Consider the following 23,996-nt stretch of genomic DNA (forward strand, 5'->3'; position numbering starts at 1 on the left):
TTGGTGTCGAGGGGGGGGGGGGGGGTGGGGGGGGTGTGTGGGGGGGGGGGGCGGGGGGGGGGGGGGGGGGGGGCGGGGGTGGGGGGGGGGGGGGGTCGCCCCCTCCCCCCCCCCCCCCCCACCCCGGCGACCTAAACTGGCGGCTTGCCGTCGAGCAGCAGGGAGCAGGACATTGGGGACCGTGGCACCGGAGCAGACCGCAGTCGGCGCTCCTCCCCCCGACCCCGTCCCCGGTCCCGCCCGGCGGCCCCGCCGCCGGGCCGCGCGGCTCTGCGGGCCGCTGCTCGCCTTCTTCGTCACCTCGGCCGCCTTCTGCGCGGCGTGGGTGGCGCGTGGCACGTTCCCCCTCGGCGACACCGGCCGCGCCCTCAACGACCAGGCCAACCAGTACGTGCCCTTCCACCGGGCGCTGTGGGACCTGGTCCACGGGCAGGCCGCCGGTGACCTGCTCTTCACCTGGCGCGGCGGCTTCGGACAGCAGTTCCTGTCCGACTACTACACGTACCTCGGCAACCCCTTCTCCTGGCTGGCCGTCCTCGTCCCGCGCGCCCACGTCGACCTGGCCGTCTTCGCGATCACCCCGCTCACGATGGGCGCCGCCGCGGCCGTGATGACGGTGTACCTCGGCAAGCTGCGCCCCGGCCCGTGGTGGCAGCGGGGCGTGCTCGGAGCCACGTACGGCCTGTGCGGCTGGGCGCTCAGCGACGCCTCGTACATCCCGATGTGGCTGTGGGGCCTGGTCGCGCTCCCGCTGCTCGGCATCGCCGTCGAGTGGTGCCTGGAGGAACGCCGCTGGCCGGGCGTGGCCCTGCTGGTCGCCCTCGCCTGGTTCGGGAACTTCTACACCGCGATGATGGCCACGATGGCCGCCTGCCTCCTGCTGGCCATCCGCCTGATCACCCGTGACATGACGGGCCGGCAGAGGCTGCGCGCCGTGTGGCGGGCCGCGACGGCCGCCGGGACCGGGATCCTGCTCACCCTCCCGCTCCTCCTGCCGTCGTTCCTGTCCAGCGGAGCCGCGCAGCCCACCAAGGCCGCCGCCTTCGACCCCGTACGCGTCGAGGTGTTCTTCGCGGGCATGCTCCCGGCCACCCACCTGTGGGGCGGCCGGCCACGGCTGTACGTGGCCTCGCTGGGCCTGATCCTGGCAGGAAGCTTCCTCCTCAACACCCGGGTCGCGAAGCGGACCCGCCTGGTGTGGGCGGCGGCGACCCTGCTCGTGCTCGCCTCCTTCCAGTTCCCGCCGACGCAGTTCGTCTGGCACGGGCTGGCGGTGCCGAACGGCAACCCGTACCGCGAGACCTTCGTCTTCAGCGGCATGGTGGTGATCGTCGCCTGGCTGGCGCTCGCCAACCGGCCGCGTCCCCTCCACCTGGCCCTGGTCGCCGCCCTGCTCGTCGCGGCCACCTTCGTCCTGCGCCGCACCGACGACTTCGGCGGCTGGACCTGGCCCGCCGTCCTCGGCGGCGGCGCGGTTTCGCTGCTCGCGCTCCTCCTGCTCTCCCTCGGCGAGAAGCGCCGCCTCCTCATCCCCGTGGCGGCGGCCCTGATGATCGGCGTGGTCTTCGCGGAGTCCACCGTCGCCGCGGCGAACGCCGATTCCCGCCGGGCCCGCGAGCGCTGGGCCAAGCCGATCGCCACCTCGAACCGGACGATCACCGGCCACTTCGACGCGGTCCGCGGCGTGGCCGGCTGGCCGGCGTACCGCACCGACTCGGGCGCACCCCAGACCTCGTACAACGACGCCCTCGCCCTGCGGGCGGAGGGCCCGCAGTACTACAGCAGCTATCTCCCGGAGGCCACGTACCAGGCCCTCGAACCCCTCGGCTACGGCTTCAAGAACGACGGCCGGACCTTCTTCGGGGCCGACAACCCGGTGCTCGACGCGATCTTCTCGATCGGCGCGCGGGTCCGCCCGGGTTCGGCCCCGGGCACCTGGACGGCCTCGAAGTTCCCCGCGCCGCCGCTCGTCACCGTCCGCAGCGGCCCCTACGCCTCCCCCAACCCGGCCGACAGCGTCTACGCCCGCCAGGAGAACGTCCTGGGCGCGACCGTCTACCAGGTCCCGCAGGTCACCCGCGCGGGCAGCGCCACCGAGCAGACGTACGCCGCCCGGTGCACCCCCGGCTCCGAGGCCTACTGGTTCTCCCCCGCCCTCTACGGAACCCTCGAAACGGGCGGCGCCCAGCACCGGCTGGAGGACGAGATGACCGGAGTCGTCCCGCTCGGCCCGGTCCCCGCTTCCGGCCGGATCGACGCGACGGTGCGGACGCAGACCAAGGACGCCACCGCCGGCGACCACCCGCTGGGCTGCCTGAACCGGGCGGACCTCGACACGGCGGTCCGCCACCTCACCAGCACCGGCGCCACGAAGGTCACCACGGGCGGCCACTCCATCGAGGCCACCCTCCCCCAGGACGCCACCGGCACGGCGGTCCTGGCGATGACCGACATCCCGGGCTGGGAGTGCTCCGCCCCGGCCAAGAGCTTCCACGGACTGCTCTCCGTGGACCTCCCCCCGGGCACCCGCAAGCTCTCCTGCACCTTCACCCCCAGGGGCCTCACCCCAGGCCTCGCAGCCGGCACCCTCGCCCTGATGATCCTCCTCGCCGTCACCACCACCCCCCTCCTCCGCCGCCGCGCCTGAGCCCGTCCCCGGGGCCCGTCCGCGTCCCCCGGGTCCCGTGGGACGGGGGACCCGGGAACGAGGAAACCCCCCGCCGCTCCTCTCGGAGCGACGGGGGGTTTCTTCATACGATCTCTCAGCCGTTGTACGGGCCGTAGTCGTAGTCCTCCAGCGGGACAGCCTGGCCGGAGCCGGTGCCGAAGGGCGAGTAGTCGATGTCGTCGTAACCGACGGCCGAGTACATCGCGGCCTTGGCTTCCTCGGTGGGCTCGACCCGGATGTTGCGGTAGCGGGCGAGGCCCGTACCGGCCGGGATGAGCTTACCGATGATGACGTTCTCCTTGAGGCCGATGAGGCTGTCGGACTTGGCGTTGATCGCCGCATCCGTCAGGACTCGGGTCGTCTCCTGGAAGGAGGCGGCCGACAGCCAGGATTCCGTCGCCAGCGAGGCCTTGGTGATACCCATCAGCTGCGGACGGCCGGAGGCGGGGTGACCGCCCTCGGTGACCACACGACGGTTCTCGGTCTCGAACTTCGACCGCTCGACCAGCTCGCCCGGCAGGAGCTCCGCGTCGCCGGACTCGATGATCGTCACGCGGCGCAGCATCTGCCGGATGATGATCTCGATGTGCTTGTCGTGGATCGACACGCCCTGCGAGTTGTAGACCTTCTGGACTTCGCCGACCAGGTGGACCTGGACGGCACGCTGGCCGAGGATGCGCAGCACGTCGTGCGGGTTGGTGGCACCCATGGTGAGCTTCTGGCCCACCTCGACGTGGTCGCCCTCGTGCACGATGACCTTGGCGCGCTTCGAGATCGGGAACGCCGTCTCGTCGCTGCCGTCGTCGGGCGTGATGACGATCTTCTTCGTCTTCTCGGTCTCCTCGATCCGCACGCGGCCGGCGGCCTCGGAGATCGGGGCGACACCCTTCGGGGTACGGGCCTCGAAGAGCTCGACGACACGCGGCAGACCCTGCGTGATGTCGTCACCGGCCACACCACCGGTGTGGAAGGTACGCATCGTCAGCTGGGTACCGGGCTCACCGATGGACTGGGCGGCGATGATGCCGACCGCCTCACCGATGTCGACCAGCTTGCCGGTGGCGAGCGAGCGTCCGTAGCAGAAGGCACAGGTGCCGACCGCGGACTCACAGGTCAGGACCGAGCGGGTCTTGACCTCCTCGACGCCGTTGGCGACCAGGGCGTCGATGAGCACGTCACCGAGGTCGACGTTGGCCGGCGCGATGACCTTGCCGTCGATGACGACGTCCTCGGCCAGCATGCGGGCGTAGATCGAGGTCTCGACGTCGTCGGCCTTGCGCAGCACGCCGTCCTCGCCGCGAACGGCGATCTTCAGCTTCAGACCGCGCTCGGTGCCACAGTCCTCCTCGCGGATGATCACGTCCTGCGAGACGTCCACCAGACGACGGGTCAGGTAGCCCGAGTCGGCGGTACGCAGGGCGGTGTCCGCCAGACCCTTACGGGCACCGTGCGTGGAGATGAAGTACTCCAGGACGGTGAGGCCCTCACGGAAGGACGCCTTGATCGGACGCGGGATGGTCTCGTTCTTCGCGTTCGACACCAGACCACGCATACCGGCGATCTGTCGCATCTGCATCATGTTTCCTCGGGCACCCGAGTCAACCATCATGAAGATGGGGTTCGTCTTGGGGAAGTTCGCGTTCATCGCCTCGGCAACCTCGTTGGTCGCCTTGGTCCAGATCGCGATGAGCTCCTGCGTGCGCTCGTCCTTGGTGATCAGACCGCGCTCGTACTGCTTCTGGACCTTCTCGTCCTGCGCCTCGTAACCCGCGACGATGGCCTTCTTGGCCTCGGGCACGACGACGTCGGAGATGGCCACGGTGACGCCCGAACGGGTCGCCCAGTGGAAGCCGGCCGCCTTCAGGTTGTCGAGCGTCGCCGCCACGATGACCTTGGGGTAGCGCTCCGCCAGGTCGTTGACGATCTCGGAGAGCTGCTTCTTGCCCACCGAGTAGTCGACGAACGGGTAGTCCTCGGGCAGCAGCTCGTTGAAGAGCGCGCGGCCCAGGGTGGTGCGCAGACGGAAGCTGTCGCCCGGCTGGAACTCCTGCTCGCCCTCCTCGGCGACCGGCGCCACCCAGCCACGCGGCGGGATGGTGCCCACCGGGAAGCGGATGTCGACGGACGACTGGAGCGCCAGCTCACCGTTGTCGAACGCCATGGTCGCCTCGGCCGTGGAGCCGAACGCGCGGCCCTCGCCCTTGGTGTCACGGAGCTCACCGTCGGTGGTCAGGAAGAACAGACCGAGGACCATGTCCTGGGTCGGCATCGTGACCGGACGGCCGTCGGCCGGCTTCAGGATGTTGTTCGAGGACAGCATCAGGATGCGGGCCTCGGCCTGCGCCTCCGCGGAGAGCGGCAGGTGCACGGCCATCTGGTCACCGTCGAAGTCCGCGTTGAACGCGGTGCAGACGAGCGGGTGGATCTGGATGGCCTTGCCTTCGACCAGCTGGGGCTCGAAGGCCTGGATGCCGAGGCGGTGCAGCGTGGGCGCACGGTTCAGGAGGACCGGGTGCTCGGCGATGACCTCTTCGAGCACGTCGTACACGACCGTGCGGCCGCGCTCGACCATGCGCTTCGCCGACTTGATGTTCTGCGCGTGGTTCAGGTCGACCAGGCGCTTCATCACGAACGGCTTGAAGAGCTCCAGCGCCATGGCCTTGGGCAGACCACACTGGTGCAGCTTCAGCTGGGGACCGACGACGATCACGGAACGCGCGGAGTAGTCCACGCGCTTGCCGAGAAGGTTCTGACGGAATCGACCCTGCTTGCCCTTCAGCATGTCGCTGAGGGACTTCAGGGGACGGTTGCCGGGACCGGTCACCGGACGACCACGACGACCGTTGTCGAAGAGGGCGTCGACGGCCTCCTGGAGCATGCGCTTCTCGTTGTTCACGATGATCTCGGGGGCACCGAGGTCGAGAAGGCGCTTCAGGCGGTTGTTGCGGTTGATCACGCGGCGGTACAGGTCGTTCAGGTCGGAGGTCGCGAAGCGGCCACCGTCCAGCTGCACCATCGGACGCAGGTCCGGCGGGATCACCGGCACGCAGTCCAGAACCATGCCCTTGGGCTTGTTGCTGGTCTGCAGGAACGCGGAGACGACCTTGAGGCGCTTGAGCGCACGGGTCTTCTTCTGGCCCTTGCCGGTACGGATGATCTCGCGGAGGCGCTCGGCCTCCTCCTCGAGGTCGAAGGACTCCAGGCGCTTCTGCAGCGCGGCGGCGCCCATGCAGCCGTCGAAGTACGTGCCGAAGCGGTCACGCAGCTCGCGGTAGAGGAGCTCGTCGCCCTCCAGGTCCTGGACCTTGAGGTTCTTGAAGCGGGCCCACACCTCGTCGAGGCGGTCGATCTCGCGCTGGGCGCGGTCACGGAGCTGCTTCATCTCGCGCTCGGCACCTTCGCGCACCTTGCGGCGTACGTCGGCCTTCGCGCCCTCGGCCTCAAGCTCGCCCAGGTCGGTCTCGAGCTTCTTGGCACGGCCTTCGAGGTCCGCGTCACGGCGGTTCTCGATCTGCTGGCGCTCGACGGAGACGTGCGCCTCCAGCGACGGGAGGTCGCGGGTGCGACGCTCGTCGTCGACGAACGTGATCATGTACGCGGCGAAGTAGATGACCTTCTCGAGGTCCTTCGGCGCGAGGTCCAGCAGGTATCCGAGGCGCGACGGGACGCCCTTGAAGTACCAGATGTGGGTGACGGGAGCGGCAAGCTCGATGTGGCCCATCCGCTCACGGCGCACCTTGGCGCGCGTGACCTCGACGCCACAACGCTCACAGATGATGCCCTTGAAGCGGACACGCTTGTACTTGCCGCAGTAGCACTCCCAGTCCCGGGTAGGACCGAAGATCTTCTCGCAGAAGAGTCCGTCCTTCTCGGGCTTGAGGGTGCGGTAGTTGATGGTCTCCGGCTTCTTGACCTCGCCGTGCGACCAGGTTCGGATGTCGTCCGCGGTGGCAAGGCCGATCCGCAGCTCGTCGAAGAAGTTGACGTCGAGCACTGTGCGTCAATCCCTCTTTCGGGGTCGAGTCTCAATCATGGTCTGAACGGTCCCGGGGATGACGGGGGGCTCTTGAGCGAGCCCCCCGTCAGGCCCGTCAGACCTCTTCGACGCTGCTCGGCTCGCGCCGGGACAGGTCGATACCGAGCTCCTCCGCCGCGCGGAAGACGTCCTCGTCGGTGTCGCGCATCTCGATGGACATGCCGTCCGAGGACAGCACCTCCACGTTGAGGCAGAGCGACTGCATTTCCTTGATGAGCACCTTGAAGGACTCGGGAATGCCCGGCTCGGGGATGTTCTCGCCCTTGACGATGGCCTCGTAGACCTTCACGCGGCCGGTGACGTCGTCGGACTTGATGGTCAGCAGCTCCTGGAGGGCGTAAGCGGCGCCATAAGCCTCGAGCGCCCACACCTCCATCTCACCGAAGCGCTGGCCACCGAACTGAGCCTTACCACCCAGCGGCTGCTGCGTGATCATGGAGTACGGACCGGTCGACCGCGCGTGGAGCTTGTCGTCGACCAGGTGGTGGAGCTTGAGGATGTACATGTACCCGATCGAGATCGGGTCCGGGAACGGCTCGCCGGAGCGGCCGTCGAACAGACGCGCCTTGCCGGACGGGAGGACCAGGCGGTCGCCGTCACGGTTCGGGATGGTGTGCTCGAACAGGCCCGCGAGCTCGTCCTCACGCGCACCGTCGAACACCGGGGTGGCGACGTTGGTACCCGGCGCGACCTTGTCGGCGCCGATGACCTTCAGTCGCTCGGCCCATTCCTCGCCGAGCCCGGAGACGTCCCAGCCGCGGCTGGCGAGCCAGCCGAGGTGGATCTCCAGGACCTGTCCCGGGTTCATTCGGGACGGGACACCCAGCGGGTTCAGGATGATGTCGACCGGCGTGCCGTCCTCAAGGAAGGGCATGTCCTCGATCGGAAGGATCTTGGAGATGACACCCTTGTTGCCGTGGCGGCCGGCGAGCTTGTCACCGTCGGTGATCTTGCGCTTCTGGGCGACGTAGACGCGGACCAGCTGGTTCACGCCCGGAGGAAGCTCGTCGCCCTCCTCGCGGTCGAAGACGCGGACACCGATGACCTTGCCGATCTCACCGTGAGGGACCTTGAGCGAGGTGTCACGCACCTCGCGGGCCTTCTCACCGAAGATCGCGCGGAGCAGGCGCTCCTCCGGGGTCAGCTCGGTCTCACCCTTGGGCGTGACCTTGCCGACCAGGATGTCGCCGGCGACGACGTCCGCACCGATGCGGATGATGCCGCGCTCGTCGAGGTCCGCGAGGACCTCCTCGGAGACGTTCGGGATGTCCCGGGTGATCTCCTCGGGGCCGAGCTTGGTGTCACGGGCGTCGACCTCGTGCTCCTCGATGTGGATCGAGGAGAGGACGTCGTCCTGCACGAGGCGCTGCGACAGGATGATCGCGTCCTCGTAGTTGTGACCTTCCCACGGCATGAACGCGACGAGCAGGTTCTTGCCGAGGGCCATCTCGCCCTCTTCGGTCGCCGGTCCGTCGGCGAGGACCTGGGACTCGATGATCCGGTCACCCTCGTTGACGATGACCTTCTGGTTGACCGAGGTGCCCTGGTTCGAGCGGGAGAACTTGGCGACGCGGTACGTGGTGTACGTGCCGTCGTCGTTGGCGACGGTGATGTAGTCGGCCGAGACCTCCTGGACGACACCGTCCTTCTCCGCACGGATCGAGTCACCGGCGTCGACCGCACAGCGGTACTCCATGCCGGTGCCGACGAGCGGGGCCTCCGCCTTGATGAGCGGAACGGCCTGGCGCATCATGTTCGCGCCCATGAGGGCGCGGTTGGCGTCGTCGTGCTCCAGGAAGGGGATCATCGCGGTCGCGACGGACACCATCTGGCGCGGGGAGACGTCCATGTAGTCGACGTCGTCGCCGGCGATGTAGTCGATCTCGCCGCCACGACGGCGCACCAGCACGCGGTTCTCGGTGAAGCGCATGTCCTCGGACAGGCCGGCGTTGGCCTGGGCGATGACGAAGCGGTCTTCCTCGTCGGCCGTCAGGTAGTCGACCTCGTCGGTGACGACGCCGTCGATGACCTTGCGGTACGGGGTCTCCACGAAGCCGAACGCGTTGACGCGGCCGTAGGAGGCGAGCGAGCCGATCAGACCGATGTTCGGGCCTTCAGGGGTCTCGATCGGGCACATGCGGCCGTAGTGCGACGGGTGAACGTCACGGACCTCGAAGCCGGCCCGCTCACGGGACAGACCGCCGGGGCCCAGCGCCGACAGGCGGCGCTTGTGGGTCAGGCCCGAGAGCGGGTTGTTCTGGTCCATGAACTGCGACAGCTGGCTGGTGCCGAAGAACTCCTTGATGGAGGCGACGACCGGCCGGATGTTGATCAGGGTCTGCGGCGTGATGGCCTCGACGTCCTGCGTGGTCATGCGCTCGCGGACGACGCGCTCCATACGAGCCAGACCCGTGCGGACCTGGTTCTGGATGAGCTCGCCGACGTTGCGCAGACGACGGTTGCCGAAGTGGTCGATGTCATCGGTCTCGACCACGATCGAACGGCCGGACTCGCCGGTCGTCTCGGTCTCGCCGGCGTGCAGCTTGACCAGGTACTTGATCGTCGCGATGACGTCGTCGGTGGTGAGCACACCGGCGTCGAGCGGCTCGTCGGCGCCGAGCTTCTTGTTCACCTTGTAGCGGCCGACCTTGGCGAGGTCGTAGCGCTTCGGGTTGAAGTAGAGGTTCTCGAGCAGCGTCTGAGCGGCCTCGCGGGTCGGCGGCTCGCCCGGGCGCAGCTTGCGGTAGATGTCGAGCAGCGCGTCGTCCTGACCCTGGGTGTGGTCCTTCTCCAGGGTGGCGCGCATGGACTCGTACTCGCCGAACTCCTCGAGGATCTGCTCGGTGGTCCAGCCGAGAGCCTTCAGGAGGACGGTGACGGACTGCTTGCGCTTGCGGTCGATGCGTACACCGACCATGTCGCGCTTGTCGATCTCCATCTCCAGCCAGGCACCCCGGGACGGGATGATCTTGGCGGAGAAGATGTCCTTGTCGGACGTCTTGTCGATGGAGGAGTCGAAGTAGACACCAGGGGAGCGGACAAGCTGCGACACGACGACACGCTCGGTGCCGTTGATGACGAAGGTGCCCTTGTTGGTCATGAGCGGGAAATCGCCCATGAAGACCGTCTGAGACTTGATCTCTCCGGTCTCGTTGTTCGTGAACTCGGCCGTGACGAACAGCGGAGCCGCGTACGTGAAGTCGCGCTCCTTGCACTCGTCGACAGAGTTCTTCGCCGGCTCGAAACGGTGGTCGCGGAAGGTCAGCGACATCGACCCGGAGAAGTCCTCGATCGGCGAGATCTCCTCGAAGATCTCTTCCAGACCGGACTTGGTGGGGACGTCCTGTCCACTCTCAAGCGCCGACTCGACGCGAGACTTCCAGGCAGCATTGCCGAGAAGCCAGTCAAAGCTCTCGGTCTGCAGCGCCAGGAGGTTCGGAACCTCGAGGGGCTCCTTGATCTTTGCAAAGGAGATGCGCAGCGGGGCGGTGCTGGCACCGTTGTTCGTATTGGTCGAGGCGTTGCGCGAGGCGGCCAAGAGGGGGTCCTTCCGAGGGCTCGGACTCACTACGCGCGTACCGGTCCCAGCAGACACAGAAGACAAGCCCCCCAAATCCAGCTGAAAAGCCAGGTCAGGGTGGATCAATCAAGTGTGCTCAAGCGTGGGCATGTCCCTGGCGACGGGCAGGGGACAGCTAACAGGCAGCGCAAAGGGTCAGTGTAGCCACTTGGCTCACTGATGTCCAGACCAGGTTTCCGGAAACCGGCAACAGGCCTTCCCCAACTCGTTCCACCAGCGCAGTGGTCATCCGACCCTGCGTCCAACGCGTGCGGCTCTCGTACACAGAGCGCGTATCAGTACTGCCCTCTTCGTAGTCGATCCATGCCTCGGATCTCGGATCGAGGCGGTCGACCTCTCGACGGGTCTGAGAATTGCGCGCCGCGTCCCGTTCGTCAAGGCCCCCTGCTCCGAGCGGATCATCTTCGGACCCTGCTTCGGGGCAACGATGATCACCCTACTCCCCAACGAGACCAGGGCAAGTCAGGCACTGCGGGTACGCCAAAGGGCGACCACCCTTACGGGTGATCGCCCTTGGTTGAGGCCTCAGAGAGGCCTCAGAGGTGTTACTTGACCTCGACAGCCGCGCCGGCAGCCTTGAGGGACTCGGCGGCCTTGTCAGCGGCCTCCTTGGCGACCTTCTCGAGGACCGGCTTCGGAGCGCCGTCCACGAGGTCCTTGGCCTCCTTGAGGCCCAGGGAGGTCAGCTCACGCACGACCTTGATGACCTGGATCTTCTTGTCGCCGGCACCGGTGAGGATGACGTCGAACTCGTCCTGCTCCTCGACGGCCTCGGGGGCGGCAGCGCCACCGGCCGGGGCAGCGGCGACGGCCGCGGCGGCGGTGACGTCGAACTTCTCCTCGAAGGCCTTCACGAACTCAGAGAGCTCGATGAGGGTCATCTCCTCGAACTGGGCGAGGAGGTCGTCCTGAGAGAGCTTCGCCATGATGGGCGATCCTTCCACTAATTCGGCAGGTGCCGGATGTATATAGAGGCGGGCGTAACGGCCCGCTACGACCCACGCACTAGGCGGCGTGGATCAGTGCGCGAGCCGAATTACTCGGCACCGCCCTGCTCGGCGAGCTTGACGCGAAGCGCTTCCGCGGTGCGGACGAACTTCGACGGCAGCGCCTGGAAGAGCGAGGCAGCCTGAGACTGCTTGCCCTTGAACGCGCCGGCCAGCTTGCTGAGCAGAACCTCGCGGGACTCGAGGTCCGCAAGCTTCTTGATCTCATCGGCGGTGAGCGCCTTACCATCAAGGACACCCGCCTTGATGATGAGATTCGGGTTGTCCTTGGCGAAGTCACGCAGGCTCTTCGCCGACTCCACCGGGTCACCGGTGATGAAGGCGACCGCGGTCGGACCAGCGAAGTGCTCGTCCAGCGCGGTGATCCCGGCCTGGTTGGCCGCAATCTTGGTCAGCGTGTTCTTCACCACGGCGTACTGGGCGTTCTCACCGAGCGAACGACGCAGCGTCTTGAGCTGCGCGACGGTGAGACCCCGGTACTCGGTCAGCACGGCGGCGTTCGAGCTCTGGAACTGGTCCGTGAGCTCGGCTACCGCGGCAGCCTTGTCGGGCCTTGCCATAGAGCGTCGGCCTCCTTCCGGGTGATGAGGACCGCTCAGAAGGGGCTGAACAAAACGAAACGCCCCGGCGCAAGCGCACGGGGCTTAAGCTCGACCGAATCACTCCGGGAGCTTTTCCACGAACACCTGCGCAGGACGTCCGCACTCAGCGGATCCTTCGGCCGCCGCAACCCTTGCGGGCACGGCAACGACCAGCGGTCTTTGGCTTCTCCGGAAGAGTACGTGAAGGCCGCCAGTCGAGGCAAATCGCCTCGGCCCCGCCCTCTCGGGAGGGGCCGAGACCGGGCTCAGGAGCCGCCGAGACCGCCCAGTCCGGCGTCCCGCAGCGTCTTGTCGGCCTCCTTCAGGTCCGCGTCGACGTCCTTCAGCTTCTGGTCCGTCTCCTTCAGGCTCTCGCGGGTGTCCTTCAGGCTCTGGTCGGTCTCCTTCAGGCTGTCGTCCAGGTCGACGACCTGGTCGGCCGGCGGGGCCTGGACCGGAGCGGCCTTGCCGAAGTCCGAGAACCTCGCCGTGGTCTTCGTGGAGCCGGTCCCGTCCGTGCTCACACTGTCGACGCGGACGGGGTAGCCGTCCTCGTCGATCCACAGGTCCACCTCGAAGGTCTTGACGTTCTTCACGGACTCGTGGAGGTACTGGCGGTTCTTCTCCTCCATGACCTTGGTGGACTCGTCCGCCTTGAGCAGGTCCTCGTTGGTGAAGGTGCCCTTGTAGTGCTGGGCGTCGATGCCGTCGGTCTTCTCGGCCCCGACGTGGGTCAGCTTCTCCTGGCCCAGCGCCATCGCCAGGTACTCGGCCGGGTCGTCGTTCAGCCGGACCCCCGGCTTGCCGTCCTTGGCCAGGCTCATCCTCATCCAGGTCTTGCCCTTGAGGGGCTTGTCCAGCTGGGTGTAGATGAGGTCCTCGATCATGATCGAGCGGGCGTCGGGCCGCTCGCCCTTCAGCAGCACGTCGTGGCTGGACGGGTACCAGCCCTTCGTACCGGACTGGGCGCTGGTCTTGCCGTCGGCCCCGACGATGGTCAGCTCCGCCTTGGCGAACTTCGCGGCCACCGTCTTCAGGTAGGACGCCTTCACCGCCTCCACGGGCGAGTGCGCCTTCGCGTCCGCCCCGTGGCCCCCCTCGGCCTTGCCGCTGCCCGCGTCGGCCTTGTCGCCGCCGCAGGCCGTGAGGCCGCCCACGAGCAGTGCGGTACCCGCGATCGCGATACCGGCTCGGGTCCGGACAGCCTTGTGCATGTGTTTCTCCCCCATGATCGTGCGTCGAATTCAACGCGACCTTACGTGCCCCCTCGGCCGGATCTCGCCCCCATTACGCCCGTATCGGGGGAGATGTGGCCCGGAACACGGAAACGGGCCCCTCGCCGCCCTGTGAAGGGGGCGAGGGGCCCGTTCAGCCACTCAGCGAGCCGTCAGGCTCAGACAGCAGCCGGGTCTTCCTCGACGAGGAGGTTCCGGGTGCGGTTCGAGTCCAGCTGGATGCCGGGACCCATCGTGGTGCTCAGGGCGGCCTTCTTGATGTAGCGGCCCTTCGCGGCGGACGGCTTCAGACGAAGGATCTCGTCGAGGGCCGCGCCGTAGTTCTCGACCAGCTGCTCATCGGAGAAGGAGACCTTGCCGATGATGAAGTGCAGGTTCGAGTGCTTGTCGACGCGGAACTCGATCTTGCCACCCTTGATCTCGGTGACAGCCTTCGCGACGTCCATCGTGACGGTGCCGGTCTTCGGGTTCGGCATGAGGCCACGGGGACCGAGCACGCGGCCGAGGCGGCCGACCTTGCCCATGAGGTCCGGGGTGGCCACAACGGCGTCGAACTCGTTCAGGCGGTTGCCCTTGGCGATCTCGTTGATCAGCTCGTCGTCGCCGACAATGTCGGCGCCGGCGGCTTCCGCGGCCGCAGCACGGTCACCGGTCGCGAAGACCAGGACCCGGGCGGTCTTGCCGGTGCCGTGCGGGAGGTTCACGGTGCCACGCACCATCTGGTCGGCCTTGCGCGGGTCGACACCCAGGCGGAAGGCGACCTCGACGGTGCTGTCGAACTTGGTCGCGGAGGTCTCCTTGGCGAGACGGACGGCCTCGAGCGGGGCGTACAGCTTCTCCCGGTCGACCTTGGCGTCCGCAGCGCGGAGAGTCTTGCTGCGCTTCACTTCTGCTCCTGTTTGTTTTCTTCAGGCGTGGAGTCGTGGTGCGGACCAGCGCTTGGTCCTACCACTGGTGGTGCTGGAGGGGGGCTTGATCAGCCTTCGACGGTGATGCCCATCGAGCGCGCGGTGCCGGAAATGATCTTCACGGCGGCGTCGATGTCGTTGGCGTTCAGGTCGGGCATCTTCAGCTCGGCGATCTCCTTGACCTGGGCAGCCGTGAGCTTGGCGACCTTGGTCTTGTGGGGCTCGCCGGAGCCCTTCTCCACGCCCGCGTGCTTCAGGATGAGGCGCGCGGCCGGCGGAGTCTTGGTGATGAAGGTGAAGGAGCGGTCGTCGTAGACCGTGATCTCCACCGGCACGACCATGCCACGCTGCGACTCGGTCGCGGCGTTGTAGGCCTTGCAGAACTCCATGATGTTGACGCCGTGCTGACCGAGCGCGGGGCCGACCGGCGGAGCCGGGTTGGCCGCACCGGCCTTGATCTGGAGCTTGATGAGCCCCGTGATCTTCTTCTTCTTGGGAGGCATTGCTCTCTCCGGGTCCTAGTGAGAGTTTTTCGCCGCCAACCGGTCATCCGGATGGAGGCATACCGCACCACGATAACGGGTATCGGTGCGGGGCTGAAAACCGAGCAGGTCAGACCGCCCTTTACGGGGCGATCTGACCTGTCCGGAAGCGTTGTCTCAGAAGATCAGTTCTTCTGGATCTGGTCGAAGCTGAGCTCGACCGGGGTCTCGCGACCGAAGATCTCGACGAGGCCCTTGACCTTCTTCGAGTCGGGGTTGATCTCGTTGATCGTCGCCTGCAGCGTCGCGAACGGGCCGTCGGTGACGGTGACCGAGTCGCCGACCTCGAAGTCCAGGACCTCGATGGTGCGCTTGACGGCGGGCGCCGGCAGACCGGCGGCCTCCGCGGCGGCCTTGTCGGCCTTCTCCTTGGCCTCCGGCGCGAGCATCTTGACGATCTCGTCCAGGGTCAGCGGGTACGGGTCGTACGCGTTGCCGACGAAGCCGGTGACACCAGGCGTGTTGCGGACGACGCCCCAGGACTCGTTCGTCAGATCCATGCGGACGAGAACGTAACCGGGCAGCTTGTTCTGCCGGACGTTCTTGCGCTCGCCGTTCTTGATCTGGACGATCTCTTCCTCGGGCACCTCGGCCTGGTAGATGAACTCCTCGACGTTCAGCGAGACGGCGCGCTGCTCCAGGTTGGCCTTCACGCGCTTCTCGTAGCCGGCGTAGGTGTGGATCACGTACCACTCGCCGGGAAGCAGACGAAGCTCGTCGCGCAGGGCCTGGACGGGGTCCACGGGCTCGGCGGGCTCGACCGGAGCGGCCTCTTCGGCCTCTGCGTCGTCAGCCTCGGCCTCGGCCTCGACGTCCGTCTCGGCCTCGTCGGCGGCCTCTTCGAACTCGGCGTCGTCCTCGATCTCGGCGTCGGCGTCGATCTCGTCCTCGACGTGCAGCGCGGCCTCCTCGGCGGCGACACCCGCCTTGGCGTCGGCGTGCTCGGCCTCATCGGGGTCCACAGCGTCTGCCGCCTCGACGATGTCGAGCTCGTCCTCGACGGACTCGACGGAGTCGTGGCTCGCGTTCAGGTTCGGGTCAGACACGGTGGCTGCTTCTTCCTGGATACAAAAGGTGGTGGTACATGCGAAAACGGGCGACACCCATCAAGGCGCCGCCCTCCGCGGGGATCAGCCGAAGACGAACTTGATGGCTTTTTCGAACCCAAAGTCAATCACGGTCACGAGACCGATCATGATGACGACGAAGACAATCACCACAGTGGTGTACGTCGTGAGCTGGTTGCGAGTGGGCCAGACAACCTTGCGGAGTTCCGCGACGATCTGGCGGTAGAAAAGCGCGAGCCGGCCCAGAGGGCCCTTCTTGCCGCGCTTGCCGCCCTTGCGGGCCTTCTTCTCGCGCGTCTCGTCCTCGGCGTCAGGCATGTCGATGGAGCCCAGGGCGTCCGTCACGTCTCTCACCTGAATCCGGGTCGTGGCCGTACCGCGCCCGGTTGCGCCGCACGGCGTTGCATCTAAGTACGTACCTGCGCACACACATCCGAGAAGGAGTGTGGAGCAGGGCCGGAGGGACTCGAACCCCCAACCGCTGGTTTTGGAGACCAGTGCTCTACCAATTGAGCTACGACCCTTTGCGTCCCCCAACCTACCGCATCCGGGCGAGTGCACGGAGTGCTCACGCTTTGCAGCGGCTGGCGAGGTCCAACGACAGGTGAGTGTACGTGAACTGGGCCCTGACGTCGAACAGCACCCGCGCTGACATGCTCCGGTCGCCGTCCGGTGGGATGTCGGCGCGTGTCCGTCCCATGTGCCGTGCGGGTCCGGTCCGATGACTGAAACGGTGTGCGGCGCTTCTTTGCCGTCTGGGACGATTGCTCGTATGACCTCTGCAACGCCTTCCTCCGAGCGCCGGGTGTCCGCCCGTATCGGCGCCATTTCCGAGTCCGCCACCCTCGCCGTCGACGCCAAGGCCAAGGCCCTCAAGGCCGCCGGGCGCCCGGTGATCGGCTTCGGTGCCGGCGAGCCCGACTTCCCGACCCCGGACTACATCGTCGAGGCGGCGGTCGAGGCCTGCCGCAACCCGAAGTACCACCGCTACACGCCGGCCGGCGGCCTGCCCGAGCTGAAGGCCGCGATCGCCGCCAAGACGCTCCGCGACTCCGGCTACGAGGTCGACGCGTCGCAGGTCCTGGTGACCAACGGCGGCAAGCAGGCGATCTACGAGGCCTTCGCGGCCGTCCTGGACCCGGGTGACGAGGTCATCGTCCCGGCTCCGTACTGGACCACCTACCCGGAGTCCATCCGTCTCGCCGGCGGTGTCCCGGTGGAGGTCGTCGCCGACGAGACGACGGGCTACCGCGTCTCCGTCGAGCAGCTCGAAGCCGCGCGCACCGAGCGCACCAAGGTCGTCCTCTTCGTCTCCCCGTCCAACCCGACGGGCGCGGTCTACAGCGAGGCCGACGCCCGCGCGATCGGCGAGTGGGCCGCCGAGCACGGCCTGTGGGTGCTCACGGACGAGATCTACGAGCACCTCGTCTACGGCGAGGCGAAGTTCACCTCGCTGCCGGTCCTGGTCCCGGCCCTGCGCGACAAGTGCATCGTCGTCAACGGCGTCGCCAAGACGTACGCGATGACCGGCTGGCGCGTGGGCTGGGTCATCGCCCCGCAGGACGTCATCAAGGCGGCGACCAACCTGCAGTCGCACGCCACCTCCAACGTCTCCAACGTGGCCCAGGTCGCCGCGCTGGCCGCCGTCTCGGGCAACCTCGACGCGGTCGCGGAGATGCGCAAGGCCTTCGACCGCCGCCGCCAGACGATGGTGAAGATGCTCAACGAGATCGACGGCGTCTTCTGCCCGACGCCCGAGGGCGCGTTCTACGCGTACCCGTCGGTCAAGGAGCTCATCGGCAAGGAGATCCGCGGCAAGCGCCCGCAGAGCTCCGTCGAGCTCGCCGCCCTGATCCTCGACGAGGTGGAGGTCGCGGTCGTCCCCGGCGAGGCCTTCGGCACCCCGGGCTACCTGCGCCTGTCCTACGCCCTGGGCGACGAGGACCTGGTCGAGGGCGTCTCCCGCATCCAGAAGCTCCTGGCCGAGGCCAAGGCCTAGGCAAGGTCCCGAGCGGCGCCACCCCGAACAGGGGTGGCGCCGCTCAGCCATGTCCAGCCCCGCCGGCGTTTGAGGCGCGGGCCCGGGCAGCGCCCGGCACCCCACACGCACGCCCCGCTCTCGCGTTCGGGCAAGCCCCCAAAAGGTAAAACCCCCTCCCGCCGAGCGCAGCGGTACGGCAGGATCAACAAATGGAGCACGCACGCGATCTCACGCTTCTGCCGAAAGCCCACCTCCACCTGCACTTCACCGGGTCGATGCGACCATCGACCCTCCTGGAGCTCGCCGACAAGTACGGGGTGCGCCTCCCGGACGCCCTCACCGCCGGCGAGCCCCCGAAGCTCCGCGCCACCGACGAGCGCGGCTGGTTCCGCTTCCAGCGGCTCTACGACGCCGCCCGCTCCTGCCTCCGTGAGCCCGACGACATCCGCCGCCTCGTCCGCGAGGCCGCGGAGGAGGACGTACGGGACGGCAGCGGCTGGCTGGAGATCCAGGTGGATCCCACCTCCTACGCCCCCCTGCTCGGCGGCATGATCCCGGCCGTCGAGATCATCCTCGACGCCGTCGACGCGGCCTCCCGCGAGACCGGCCTCGGCATGCGGGTCCTCATCGCCGCGAACCGCATGAAGCACCCCCTCGACGCCCGCACCCTCGCCCGCCTCGCCGTCCGCTACGCCGACCGCGGGGTCGTCGGCTTCGGGCTCTCCAACGACGAGCGCCGCGGCATGGCCCGCGACTTCGACCGGGCCTTCGCCATCGCCCGCGAGGGCGGCCTCCTCGCCGCCCCGCACGGCGGCGAGCTCACCGGCCCGTCCTCGGTCCGCGACTGCCTCGACGATCTGCACGCCGCCCGGATCGGGCACGGCGTGCGGGCCGCCGAGGACCCCCGGCTGCTGAAGCGGCTCGCCGACCGGCAGATCACCTGCGAGGTCTGCCCGGCCTCCAACGTCGCCCTCGGGGTGTACGAGCGGCCCGAGGACGTCCCGCTGCGCACGCTCTTCGAGGCCGGGGTGCCGATGGCGCTGGGCGCGGACGACCCGTTGCTGTTCGGGTCCCGGCTCGCCGCCCAGTACGAGATCGCCCGCCGCCACCACGGTTTCACGGACCCGGAGCTCGCCGAGCTGGCCCGCCAGTCCGTCCGCGGCTCGGCCGCGCCCGCCGACGTACAGGAGAAGCTGCTGGCCGGGATCGACCACTGGCTCACCGGGTGAGCCGCAGGTCCCCCTCGTAGCAGTCGGCCCGCACCCGGTGCCCGTCCTGGAAGCCGATCTCCAGGTGGGTGCGGCCCTGCTCGGGCAGCGCGAACTCGGCGACCGAGGCGACGGTCTCGCCGAGGTGGCGCAGGAAGGGGTGGTCGCCGAGGTCCTCGCCGACCTCGATGCGGCCCCACTCCCCCATGTCGTACGGCTCGTGGGGCGAGGCGGACTCGACGATGAGGCACTGGTCGGACCCGGTGGTGATCCGGATCGAGTCGCCGACGCTGTCGATCAGCCAGACGTCGAGGGGCGCCTCGGAGCGTTCCCCGTCACTGATGTGCCAGGACGCGACGACTCTGCTGAGCGTGCGGCCCACGAGGCGGGTGGGGTCCGTACCGGCCCCGTGCAGGGGACAGAGCATGGGCGGCCGGGGCTCCTCAGATGCTGACGCCGACCGTCACCGGCTCGTTGACCAGGGTGACGCCGAAGGCCGCGTGGACGCCCGCGACGACCTCGCGGGCCAGGGTGAGGAGGTCCTCGGTGGTGGCCTCGCCGCGGTTGGTGAGGGCGAGGGTGTGCTTGGTGGAGATGCGCGCGGGGCCGGTGCCGTAGCCCTTGGTGAAGCCGGCCTTGTCGATCAGCCAGGCCGCGCTGGTCTTCGTACGGCCGTCGCCGGCGGGGTAGGCGGGCGGGGCGGTGTCGGGGCCGAGGCGGTCCTGGACGCGGGCGAGGAAGGCGGCGTACGCCTCGTCGGTCAGGACCGGGTTGTGGAAGAAGGAGCCGGCCGACCAGGTGTCGTGGTCGGCGGGGTCGAGGACCATGCCCTTCCCGGCGCGCAGGCGCAGCACGGTCTCGCGGGCGGTGGCGGCCGGGACCCGGTCGCCCGCCTCGACGCCGAGGGCGCGGGCGGTCTCCGGGTACTTGATCGGCGCGGAGAGGCCGCCGGCGTCCTCCAGGGCGAAGCGCACGCGCAGGACGACGTAGCGCTCGGGCTGGTCCTTGAAGGTGCTGTTGCGGTACCGGAAGGCGCACTCGGCGGCGGTCAGGGTGACCGTCTCGCCGCTGCCGCGGTCGTAGGCGACGACCTCGGTGATCGTGTCGCAGACCTCCTGGCCGTACGCCCCGACGTTCTGGATGGGCGTGGCACCGGCAGAGCCGGGGATGCCGGCGAGGCACTCGATGCCGGCGAGGCCGGCCTCGACGGTGCGGGCGACGGCGTCGCTCCAGTTCTCGCCGGCCGCGAGCTCCAGGGTGGTGCCGTCCAGGACGAAGCCGGTGGTGGCGATGCGCAGGGCGGTGCCGTCGAAGCCCTTGTCTCCGATGACCAGGTTGCTGCCGCCGCCGATGACCAGGAGCGGAGTACCGCTCTCGTCCGCGGCGCGCACGGCGGCGACGACCTCGGCGTCGGTGGTCGCGGTGACCAGGCGGGCAGCGGGGCCACCGAGACGGAAGGTGGTCAGCGGGGCGAGGGGGGCGTCGTGGAGTTCCTGCACGTGGACAAGAGTACGGTCCGTGCCCCTCGCATCCCTGCGGGGCCACGGACCGTGACTCACGAGGCGGCCTTCTGTTCGGCCAGCCGGCGCTCGGCCTCCTCCCAGCCGATGGGCAGTTCGCCGGCGCGCACGGTCCAGAAGGTGAAGGCCGATTCCTTCATGAACGCGGCGGCCGCGCGGGAGCTGGACCGGTGTGGCTCGCTCCGCGCGAACCGGTAGAGCGCGTCCCGGTCCTCCCAGGCGGAGAGGGTCAGGAAGGTGCGCCGCAGGACCCGGGCCCGCAGGGCGACGCCGTGGGCGCCGGGAGCCTTGCGGATCTGCAGGACGATGCCGGGGGACTTGAGGAAGAACTTGAAGGCACCGACGAGGCCGGCGGTCTCGAAGCGGGAGGCCATGACGTAGACCTCGGCGTCGGGGGCCGCCTGGGTCGGGGTGGACCAGGGGATGTCGGGCATGGCGGACTCTCCTTAACGATGAGTCGTACGGATCTTCGTGCGCGGGCGGTGCTGCGGTTCTCCCGGCCACCTCCCGCGCGGGCCCCGGCCGGCGAGCGGGGTCGGGGGCCCGGGTCAGCGGGCGGCGGGCACCTTCGCGGGGGTCGCGACGGCGTCGACGGCGGCGGGGACCGGGGCGGGCTTCGGCCGGCGCGGCAGGAGCAGGGCGAAGGCGGCGGCCAGGGCGACGGCGCCGGCGCCGATCCACAGGGCGGGGATGGTGCCGTCGGTGAAGGCCTGGGGGGATTCGTAGCCGCCCTGGGCGGAGAAGACCGAGGCCAGGACGGCGACACCGAGGGCTCCGCCGACCTCGCGCAGGGCGCTGTTGGTGCCGGAGGCCTTGCCCTGGTCGGCGGGGGCCACGGTGGACATCAGGACGTTCGCGGAGGGGGCGAAGTAGAGGGCCATGCCGATCCCGCTGAGGATCAGCGGCGGCAGCTGGGCGGCGTACGAGACGTCCGTGCTCAGGACCGCGGCGAACCAGCCGAGGCCGAGGGCCTGGAAGGCGAGCCCGGCGGCGACGACGGGGCGGCCGCCGATGCGGTCGGAGAGGATGCCGGCGAGCGGGGCGACGATCATCGGCATGCCGGTCCAGGGGAGCATGCGTAGGCCGGCCTCGGTGGGCGAGTAGCCGGCGACGCCCTGGAGGAACTGGCTGAGCAGGAAGATCGAGCCGAACATGCCCAGGAACATCAGCAGGCTGGCGATGTTGATCCCGAGGAAGCCGCGGTCCTGGAAGAGCCGCATGGGGAGCATGGGGTTGGCGTTGTTGAAGCCGTGGTGGATGAAGCCGCCGACGAGCGCGGCTCCGACGACCAGGCCGGTGAGGACGGGGGCGCTGGTCCAGCCCTCGGAGTTGGCGTTGACCAGGGCGTAGACGATGCCGAAGAGGCCGCCGCTGATGAGCAGGGTGCCGGGGATGTCGAGCCGGGCGCCCGGCGCGGTGGACTCGGCGAGCCGCAGACGGGCCAGCGGAATCAGCGCCAGCCCGACGGGGACGTTCAGCCAGAAGATCCACTGCCAGGAGATGTGCTCGGTGAGGCTGCCGCCGATCAGGGGCCCGCTGGCGACGGCGAGGCCGGTGACGGCTCCGTAGATGCCGAGGGCCATGCCGCGCCGGGCGGGTGGTACGGCGGCGGTGAGCAGGGTGAGCGTGAGCGGCATCATGACCGCGGCGCCTACGCCCTGGACGGCGCGGGCGGCGATGAGCGCGTCGATGCCGGGCGAGAGGGCGGCCGCGGCGGAGGCGCCGGTGAAGACCGCGAGCCCCGCTATGAACAGCCTCCGCCGCCCGAACCGGTCACCGAGGGCGGCGCCGAACATCAGGAGGACGGCGAAGGTGAGCGTGTACGCGTTCACCGTCCACTCCAGGTCCTCCAGCCGGCCGCCGAGGTCCTCGCGGATGGCGGGGAGGGCGGTGGTGACGACCAGGTTGTCGAGTGCGGCCATGAAGCTGGCCGTGCCGGTGAGGATGAGAGCCCACACGGCTGGCCCCCGGAGCTTGGTGTCCTTGTCCTGAGTGGTCACGCTTCCCCCTGCTAGTTGTTAGTTATTGCTGACTAACTTCCATGGTCATGAAGATGCGCGAGCGGATCTCGCGCACCCTCACTCCTCCGGGCGAGCCTTGGCGCGGGCCGACGGGTAGAGCCCCTCCCAGACCCGGTGCTCGGGCGGGAACCCCATGGCGGCGAGGGTGTTGATCAACATCCCGTACGCCATGAAGGTCGTGGTCTCGCCTACGTCCCCACCGAAGGGCACGTGGACCGTGTCCCAGAGCTCCATCCAGCCCTTGCGCACGAGCTCGCCGAGCTCGTGGTCCCCGGCCGCCTCGGCGGCGGCGACGGTGACGTACATCTGGAGTTGCATCTGGAGCTTGTCGGGATCCTCGGCGATCAGCCGGGCATAGGCCTCCGCCATGGCATGGGTGGCCTCCTCGCCGTGCAGCCCTTCGGCAGCCTCGGCGAAGACCGCCCGCGTATCCCTCAGGCAGCGCTCGGCCGCGGCGAGGAAGATGGCGGGCTTGTTCGGGAAGAGCCGGAAGAGATACGGCTGCGAGACACCCACCCGCTTGGCGATCACCTCGGTGGAGGTGCCGTAGTAACCCCCGCGCGCGAACTCGTGCATCGCCGCACGCACAACGCTCTCCCGCCGCTCATCTGCACTCATCCTTGCCATGCCGCAAAGTTAGTACTCAATCACTAACTAAGTCAAGGCCCCACAGACGGGCTCCGAAGGGGAGCTCCGGAAGGGAACTCCGGAAGGGAACTCCGGAAGGGAGCTCCGGAAGGGAGCTCCGGAAGGGAGCTCCGGGAGGGAGCTCCGGAAGGGGCCGGCCCAAGACGGCGGGCAGACGCCGAGACCTGCGAAGCGCGTAGCGATCGTTGGCGGCCCATGTCCAGCCCAGGACGGCCGGCAGACGCTGAGACGTGCGAAGCGCGTAGCGATCGTTGTCGCGCACCGGAGCCCCCGCCCGGAAGGCGCCGACGTGGCCGTCCCTGAAAGTAGGACCCGGCCCGTCCTCTTGGGGGTTTCTCGGCTGTCTTCGGGTTTCCGTGGCGGGTCGGTCGGTCAAGGGTGGCCGTAGGCCATCGCGTAGCGACGCGACGAAGGAGCGCCCTTGAGGGACCGACCCGCCACGGAAGGACGATGAGACCGACGGGAAACCCCACGCCGTCCCTGATCCCGCCCACTCCGATCCCGCCCACTCCGATCCCGCCCAGCCGGGCTCCGGCCCCCGAAGCCCGGCCTCAAGCGGCCACCTCAGGCCAGTGCGACCACCGCGCGGGACATGCCCAGGACCTTCTGGCCCTCACTCATGGCCGTCAGGTCGACGCGGACGCGGTTGTCGTCCAGCTTCGCGGCGACCTTGGCGGTGACCTCGATCAGACCGCCCCTGTCGTCGTTCGGGACCACGACGGGCTTGGTGAAGCGCACGCCGTATTCGACGACCGCGCCCGGGTCGCCCACCCAGTCGGTGACCACGCGGATCGCCTCGGCCATGGTGAACATGCCGTGCGCGATCACGTCCGGCAGTCCGACCTCCTTGGCGAACTTCTCGTTCCAGTGGATCGGGTTGAAGTCGCCCGAGGCGCCGGCGTACTGGACGAGCGTGGCGCGCGTCACGGGGAAGGACGCCGCCGGCAGCTCGGTGCCGACCTCGACGTCGGCGTACTGGATCTGCGCTGCCATG

The 23,996-nt window shown here is 68.7% G+C and carries 18 protein-coding genes and 1 tRNA gene; 3 read left to right on the top strand and 16 right to left on the bottom strand.

Going from position 1 to position 23,996, the window contains the following annotated elements:
- Nucleotides 1–181 precede the first annotated feature (181 nt).
- Nucleotides 182–2,647, top strand: a complete 2,466-nt coding sequence (locus ACZ4VT_RS08800) for a YfhO family protein (RefSeq protein ID WP_467947849.1) — start codon at nucleotides 182–184, stop codon at nucleotides 2,645–2,647.
- Between the two features lie 115 nt (nucleotides 2,648–2,762).
- On the opposite strand, the gene ACZ4VT_RS08805 is transcribed toward ACZ4VT_RS08800, so the two are convergent.
- The 10 genes from ACZ4VT_RS08805 to ACZ4VT_RS08850 all read right to left on the bottom strand — a co-directional run bounded on the left by ACZ4VT_RS08805 (nucleotide 2,763) and on the right by ACZ4VT_RS08850 (nucleotide 16,148).
- Entirely contained in the window at nucleotides 2,763–6,662 is a 3,900-nt protein-coding gene (locus ACZ4VT_RS08805) for a DNA-directed RNA polymerase subunit beta' (RefSeq protein WP_362814593.1), read from the bottom strand.
- Nucleotides 6,663–6,759: 97 nt separating this feature from the next.
- Entirely contained in the window at nucleotides 6,760–10,242 is a 3,483-nt protein-coding gene (rpoB, locus tag ACZ4VT_RS08810) for a DNA-directed RNA polymerase subunit beta (RefSeq protein ID WP_030710308.1), read from the bottom strand.
- A gap of 587 nt (nucleotides 10,243–10,829) precedes the next feature.
- Nucleotides 10,830–11,210, bottom strand: a complete 381-nt coding sequence (gene rplL, locus ACZ4VT_RS08815; protein ID WP_467947851.1) for a 50S ribosomal protein L7/L12 — start codon at nucleotides 11,208–11,210, stop codon at nucleotides 10,830–10,832.
- A 110-nt stretch (nucleotides 11,211–11,320) separates the two neighbouring features.
- On the bottom strand, nucleotides 11,321–11,851 hold the full coding sequence (gene rplJ / locus ACZ4VT_RS08820; protein WP_030710304.1) for a 50S ribosomal protein L10: 531 nt from the start codon (nucleotides 11,849–11,851) through the stop codon (nucleotides 11,321–11,323).
- Nucleotides 11,852–12,138: 287 nt separating this feature from the next.
- Entirely contained in the window at nucleotides 12,139–13,086 is a 948-nt protein-coding gene (locus tag ACZ4VT_RS08825; protein WP_467947853.1) for an SCO4651 family lipoprotein, read from the bottom strand.
- Nucleotides 13,087–13,265: 179 nt separating this feature from the next.
- Entirely contained in the window at nucleotides 13,266–13,994 is a 729-nt protein-coding gene (gene rplA, locus ACZ4VT_RS08830) for a 50S ribosomal protein L1 (RefSeq protein WP_030710300.1), read from the bottom strand.
- Between the two features lie 89 nt (nucleotides 13,995–14,083).
- Nucleotides 14,084–14,518, bottom strand: coding sequence for a 50S ribosomal protein L11 (gene rplK, locus ACZ4VT_RS08835; protein ID WP_030710298.1), 435 nt, complete (start codon nucleotides 14,516–14,518; stop codon nucleotides 14,084–14,086).
- Between the two features lie 164 nt (nucleotides 14,519–14,682).
- Nucleotides 14,683–15,603 (bottom strand): transcription termination/antitermination protein NusG, encoded by a 921-nt coding sequence (nusG, locus tag ACZ4VT_RS08840; protein ID WP_467947856.1) that lies wholly within the window; start codon nucleotides 15,601–15,603, stop codon nucleotides 14,683–14,685.
- Nucleotides 15,604–15,687: 84 nt separating this feature from the next.
- Nucleotides 15,688–15,969, bottom strand: coding sequence for a preprotein translocase subunit SecE (gene secE, locus ACZ4VT_RS08845; RefSeq protein WP_030388883.1), 282 nt, complete (start codon nucleotides 15,967–15,969; stop codon nucleotides 15,688–15,690).
- Nucleotides 15,970–16,075: 106 nt separating this feature from the next.
- Nucleotides 16,076–16,148: transfer RNA gene (locus ACZ4VT_RS08850), tRNA-Trp, on the bottom strand.
- A gap of 248 nt (nucleotides 16,149–16,396) precedes the next feature.
- Here ACZ4VT_RS08850 and ACZ4VT_RS08855 point away from each other — a divergent pair.
- Together ACZ4VT_RS08855 and ACZ4VT_RS08860 are read left to right on the top strand one after the other, a co-directional pair.
- A complete protein-coding gene (locus ACZ4VT_RS08855; protein ID WP_467947858.1) occupies nucleotides 16,397–17,623 on the top strand; it encodes a pyridoxal phosphate-dependent aminotransferase in 1,227 nt (408 codons plus the stop codon).
- A 191-nt stretch (nucleotides 17,624–17,814) separates the two neighbouring features.
- The gene (locus ACZ4VT_RS08860) at nucleotides 17,815–18,834 is read left to right on the top strand and encodes an adenosine deaminase (RefSeq protein WP_319726601.1); all 1,020 of its coding nucleotides are present in this window, start codon (nucleotides 17,815–17,817) and stop codon (nucleotides 18,832–18,834) included.
- Here ACZ4VT_RS08860 and ACZ4VT_RS08865 read toward each other — a convergent pair.
- From ACZ4VT_RS08865 to ACZ4VT_RS08890, 6 genes are all read right to left on the bottom strand, one after another.
- Complete coding sequence (locus tag ACZ4VT_RS08865) at nucleotides 18,824–19,240, bottom strand: hypothetical protein (RefSeq protein WP_351295335.1); 417 nt, start codon at nucleotides 19,238–19,240, stop codon at nucleotides 18,824–18,826. The genes ACZ4VT_RS08860 and ACZ4VT_RS08865 overlap by 11 nt on opposite strands.
- 16 nt (nucleotides 19,241–19,256) lie before the next feature.
- Nucleotides 19,257–20,372: a UDP-N-acetylmuramate dehydrogenase gene (locus tag ACZ4VT_RS08870; protein ID WP_467947860.1), complete on the bottom strand. Its 1,116-nt coding sequence runs from the start codon at nucleotides 20,370–20,372 to the stop codon at nucleotides 19,257–19,259.
- A complete protein-coding gene (locus tag ACZ4VT_RS08875) occupies nucleotides 20,369–20,767 on the bottom strand; it encodes a DUF3291 domain-containing protein (RefSeq protein WP_467947862.1) in 399 nt (132 codons plus the stop codon). The genes ACZ4VT_RS08870 and ACZ4VT_RS08875 overlap by 4 nt, the downstream gene beginning before the upstream one ends.
- A 114-nt stretch (nucleotides 20,768–20,881) precedes the next feature.
- Nucleotides 20,882–22,333 (bottom strand): MFS transporter, encoded by a 1,452-nt coding sequence (locus ACZ4VT_RS08880; RefSeq protein ID WP_467947864.1) that lies wholly within the window; start codon nucleotides 22,331–22,333, stop codon nucleotides 20,882–20,884.
- Between the two features lie 78 nt (nucleotides 22,334–22,411).
- Complete coding sequence (locus ACZ4VT_RS08885) at nucleotides 22,412–22,981, bottom strand: TetR/AcrR family transcriptional regulator (protein ID WP_467947866.1); 570 nt, start codon at nucleotides 22,979–22,981, stop codon at nucleotides 22,412–22,414.
- Nucleotides 22,982–23,566: 585 nt separating this feature from the next.
- Nucleotides 23,567–23,995, bottom strand: a complete 429-nt coding sequence (locus tag ACZ4VT_RS08890) for a MaoC family dehydratase (protein ID WP_467947868.1) — start codon at nucleotides 23,993–23,995, stop codon at nucleotides 23,567–23,569.
- Nucleotide 23,996 lies beyond the last annotated feature (1 nt).

This window comes from Streptomyces sp. NPDC029164, from assembly GCF_055563995.1.

Excerpts from the sequence above, each read along its gene's own strand:
- ACZ4VT_RS08890 (WP_467947868.1), bottom strand. The coding sequence starts at position 23,995 with ATGGCAGCGCAGATCCAGTACGCCGACGTCGAGGTCGGCACCGAGCTG.
- rplK (WP_030710298.1), bottom strand. The coding sequence starts at position 14,518 with ATGCCTCCCAAGAAGAAGAAGATCACGGGGCTCATCAAGCTCCAGATC.
- ACZ4VT_RS08885 (WP_467947866.1), bottom strand. The coding sequence starts at position 22,981 with ATGGCAAGGATGAGTGCAGATGAGCGGCGGGAGAGCGTTGTGCGTGCG.
- rplJ (WP_030710304.1), bottom strand. The coding sequence starts at position 11,851 with ATGGCAAGGCCCGACAAGGCTGCCGCGGTAGCCGAGCTCACGGACCAG.
- ACZ4VT_RS08855 (WP_467947858.1), top strand. The coding sequence starts at position 16,397 with ATGACCTCTGCAACGCCTTCCTCCGAGCGCCGGGTGTCCGCCCGTATC.
- ACZ4VT_RS08825 (WP_467947853.1), bottom strand. The coding sequence starts at position 13,086 with ATGCACAAGGCTGTCCGGACCCGAGCCGGTATCGCGATCGCGGGTACC.
- rplL (WP_467947851.1), bottom strand. The coding sequence starts at position 11,210 with ATGGCGAAGCTCTCTCAGGACGACCTCCTCGCCCAGTTCGAGGAGATG.
- ACZ4VT_RS08875 (WP_467947862.1), bottom strand. The coding sequence starts at position 20,767 with ATGCCCGACATCCCCTGGTCCACCCCGACCCAGGCGGCCCCCGACGCC.
- ACZ4VT_RS08860 (WP_319726601.1), top strand. The coding sequence starts at position 17,815 with ATGGAGCACGCACGCGATCTCACGCTTCTGCCGAAAGCCCACCTCCAC.
- ACZ4VT_RS08865 (WP_351295335.1), bottom strand. The coding sequence starts at position 19,240 with ATGCTCTGTCCCCTGCACGGGGCCGGTACGGACCCCACCCGCCTCGTG.